4 protein-coding genes are annotated in these 3027 nt (G+C 38.4%); all 4 read left to right on the forward strand.

Annotated features, from left to right (window positions below; all coding sequences use genetic code 11):
• Positions 1 to 618 precede the first annotated feature (618 nt).
• The gene (locus tag CAG60_RS12815; protein ID WP_161439090.1) at positions 619 to 1158 is read left to right on the forward strand and encodes a hydrolase; all 540 of its coding nucleotides are present in this window, start codon (positions 619 to 621) and stop codon (positions 1156 to 1158) included.
• Positions 1159 to 1316: 158 nt separating this feature from the next.
• Positions 1317 to 2153: a hypothetical protein gene (locus CAG60_RS12825; protein ID WP_161439091.1), complete on the forward strand. Its 837-nt coding sequence runs from the start codon at positions 1317 to 1319 to the stop codon at positions 2151 to 2153.
• Positions 2154 to 2359: 206 nt separating this feature from the next.
• Complete coding sequence (locus CAG60_RS12835) at positions 2360 to 2614, forward strand: type II toxin-antitoxin system Phd/YefM family antitoxin (RefSeq protein ID WP_161439092.1); 255 nt, start codon at positions 2360 to 2362, stop codon at positions 2612 to 2614.
• The gene (locus tag CAG60_RS12840; protein ID WP_010318499.1) at positions 2607 to 2870 is read left to right on the forward strand and encodes a Txe/YoeB family addiction module toxin; all 264 of its coding nucleotides are present in this window, start codon (positions 2607 to 2609) and stop codon (positions 2868 to 2870) included. Before CAG60_RS12835 ends, CAG60_RS12840 begins: the two co-directional genes overlap by 8 nt.
• Positions 2871 to 3027 lie beyond the last annotated feature (157 nt).

Below are 3027 nucleotides of genomic sequence, written 5' to 3' on the forward strand. Positions count from 1 at the left end.
GTTTATTGTTCTTTTTGGTGGCGATTGAAAGTTGAACGATACTTGTGTTTTTTCGGCAACTTTGCCCTGATAAATTGTGTACGCAAAAGGTTCGATTGTCGCTGAAAGGTCTCTTTCTTTGGTGTTGCTTGTTCATTGATTCCACCGGCTATTTCGCTTCAGCATGTTTGGGATCTCATGAACATCTTACTTGCTGAAAGTGTTTGGTTAGCGCAAGTTTATCGATGTTTGTGCGCTTTTGTCCGGCTCTGCTCTGATAAATTGTGCACACAAAAGGTTCATTTGTCGCTGAATGGTCTCTTCCTTTGGTGTTGTTTGTCCCTTGATTCCGCAGGCTAATTCGCTTCAACTTGTTTGGGATCTTATCGGCATCAATGATTTCTGAAAGTAGGCTGGTTTGTCATTTTGAGTTAAACTGCTTCGAACAAATGAATTTTTTAAAAGTTCAATGTAATCAATGAGTAATAAAGCATAACAAACGCTTCAAGAGGGACTTCCAACGCGCGGCATTTTCATTATGCGTTGGCTTAAGTGATTACGGTGTTATGCGGAAAGTTGGTAGTAGCGTTGTCAGCCCCTTAAGCGGGCGTTATAAGGTGGTTTAGCACAGGAGTTTGTATGCTTAATAAGGAAAACACTGGCCTGATTGTCGTTGATATTCAAGGTAAGCTTGCTCGATTAGTATCCAATAGTAACGAGCTCGTTTCAAACTGTACAAAACTAGTTAAAGGAGCCCAATTTCTTGGTTTACCAATAGTTTGGCTTGAGCAGAATCCTGATAAATTAGGTAAAACTATCGAAGAGATAAATGAGCTATTGAGTAATCAAAAGCCTATTGGCAAGTTCAGTTTTGACGCTTGTAGTGAGCCTCGTTTTATTGATGAAATCCAAAAGTCAGCCAAAACTTCTTGGTTAATATGTGGGATCGAAGCTCATATATGTGTTTATCAAACGGCACTCCATCTAAAAAATCTGGGTTACGATATACACTTGGTAAGCGATTGTGTTTCGTCACGTGATGAATTAAACAAAGAGCTAGCAATCAGAAAGTTAGCAGATTCTGGAGTTGATATAACTAGTTTAGAAATGAGTCTTTATGAACTAGTTAAAGATTGCCGAGTACCAGAATTTAAAGAAATACTCAATTTAATTAAGTAGTTACCCACCTTATAACAAACACTTCAAGAGGGACTTCCAACGCGTGGCATTTTTATTATGCGTTGATTTCAGTGGTTTCGGCGTTGTGCAGAAACTTGGTAGTAGCGTTGTCAGCCCCTTAAGTGGGCGTTAAATTGATTGATGAGGTTTCAAACTAAATGAGTAAAGAAGAAAATAACTCGAACAAAGGATTTCTGACACTTGTAAACATTAGAGATATTTTAATCGTTGCTATTCTTGTAATAGCTACATGGAAGCTTCTTGGCGCAGACATCTCTATAACGCTTGAGTCGTTTACTTTCACAGACTTACTGTCTGTTTTACTGGCTTGCTTTGCTATAGCTCTATCAGTTGCTTTTTATTTCAAAGCAACTGATACATCTAACATGTTTTATGACAACTCATACAAATTTACTAAAGAGATATCTGAAATTTTAGGGCGTATTGAGTCAGGTTTTGGTGAAAAACTGAAACACATTGACGATGGATATACGGGTTTGCGTGACAAGTTTGACAAAATGCCCTTTGATGTTGACCGCGCAAAGGAAGAAGAAAAGAAAGAAAAAGAACACATTAAAGAACAAGAAAAGGAAATGAATAAGGTCATTTTAAACCTCATTGAAAAAGCAAGAATTGCAGACGATGAAAAAGAACAAGTAATATCTCAGCTTGAGCAGAGTGGCAAAGAATTAGACCGTTCAAAACAAGAGCTTAGAAGGCTACAAAGAGATATTAATCGAGTACAAAGTGATATTTCTGATGTTCCTCAAGATTTTATATCTTACTTGGCAAATCGAATAGAAGGGCGTTTTAGTTCAAAATATATTAACGCCCCAATACGTATTCTTAACCGCCATTTTAAAGATGTAGTCGACGAAGAAATGATTACATCTGGAGACATCGACTTTATGACACAGCATGACTTAGTTAGTGCAGGGAAATTGACCGAAAAAGGTGCAAAAGTCTTGAGGTTGGCGATCGAAAAATCAATTTAACAAACTGTTTAAGAGTGATTCGCAACGCGTGGCATTTTTACTATGCGCTGGGTTTAGTGTTTAAGGTGGTATGCGGTGGCTTCGGTATTGCGTTGCTCACACCTTAACAGGGCGTTAGCTGCTTACAAGTTCTCATGTTCCATTAGCTGTACAAGTTGGTTTTTTAGTCATATACTTGTCTTATTAAACGTACATGTGGAGGTTTTATGAGAATTGTATCTTTTACCGAAGCTAGAAATAGCTTGAAGAGCGTTTTGGATGCTGTTGTTAATGACGCAGATACAACCGTGATCACGCGTCGTGATTCTGAAGATGCGGTTGTTATGTCACTAGATTATTACAATAGCTTAATGGAAACGGTTCATTTGCTTCGTTCTCCGGCAAATGCTGAGCACTTACATCGTTCAATTACTCAGTTTAAAGCGGGTAAGGTGAGCCAAAGAGATTTAATCGATGAGTAGTCGTTTATTATCTTGGACTGATGAGTCTTGGAATGATTATGTTTATTGGCAGACGCAAGACAAGAAAACACTTAAACGTATAAATAAACTCATCACGGATGTTAAGCGTTCTCCTTTCGAGGGCATAGGTAAACCTGAACCACTAAAAGAAAATTTATCTGGTTTTTGGTCGCGACGAATAGATGATACGAATAGGCTAGTTTATGCGGTTGATGATAGTGCTATCACAATCATTTCTTGCCGTTATCACTATTAATTTAGGCTTTATCGTCAGGCAGCTAACAAAGCGTTCAAGAGGGATTCGCAACGCGTGGCATTTTCGTTATGCGTTGATTTTATTAGTTTTTAGTGCAATGCGGTGAGTCGGTAGTTGCGTTGCTCACCCCTTAACGCGGCGTTATGCTTTATTGAGC

Origin of the sequence: Vibrio sp. V33_P6A3T137 (genome assembly GCF_009904835.1) — a bacterium.
In the GTDB taxonomy this organism is placed as follows: domain Bacteria; phylum Pseudomonadota; class Gammaproteobacteria; order Enterobacterales; family Vibrionaceae; genus Vibrio; species Vibrio metschnikovii.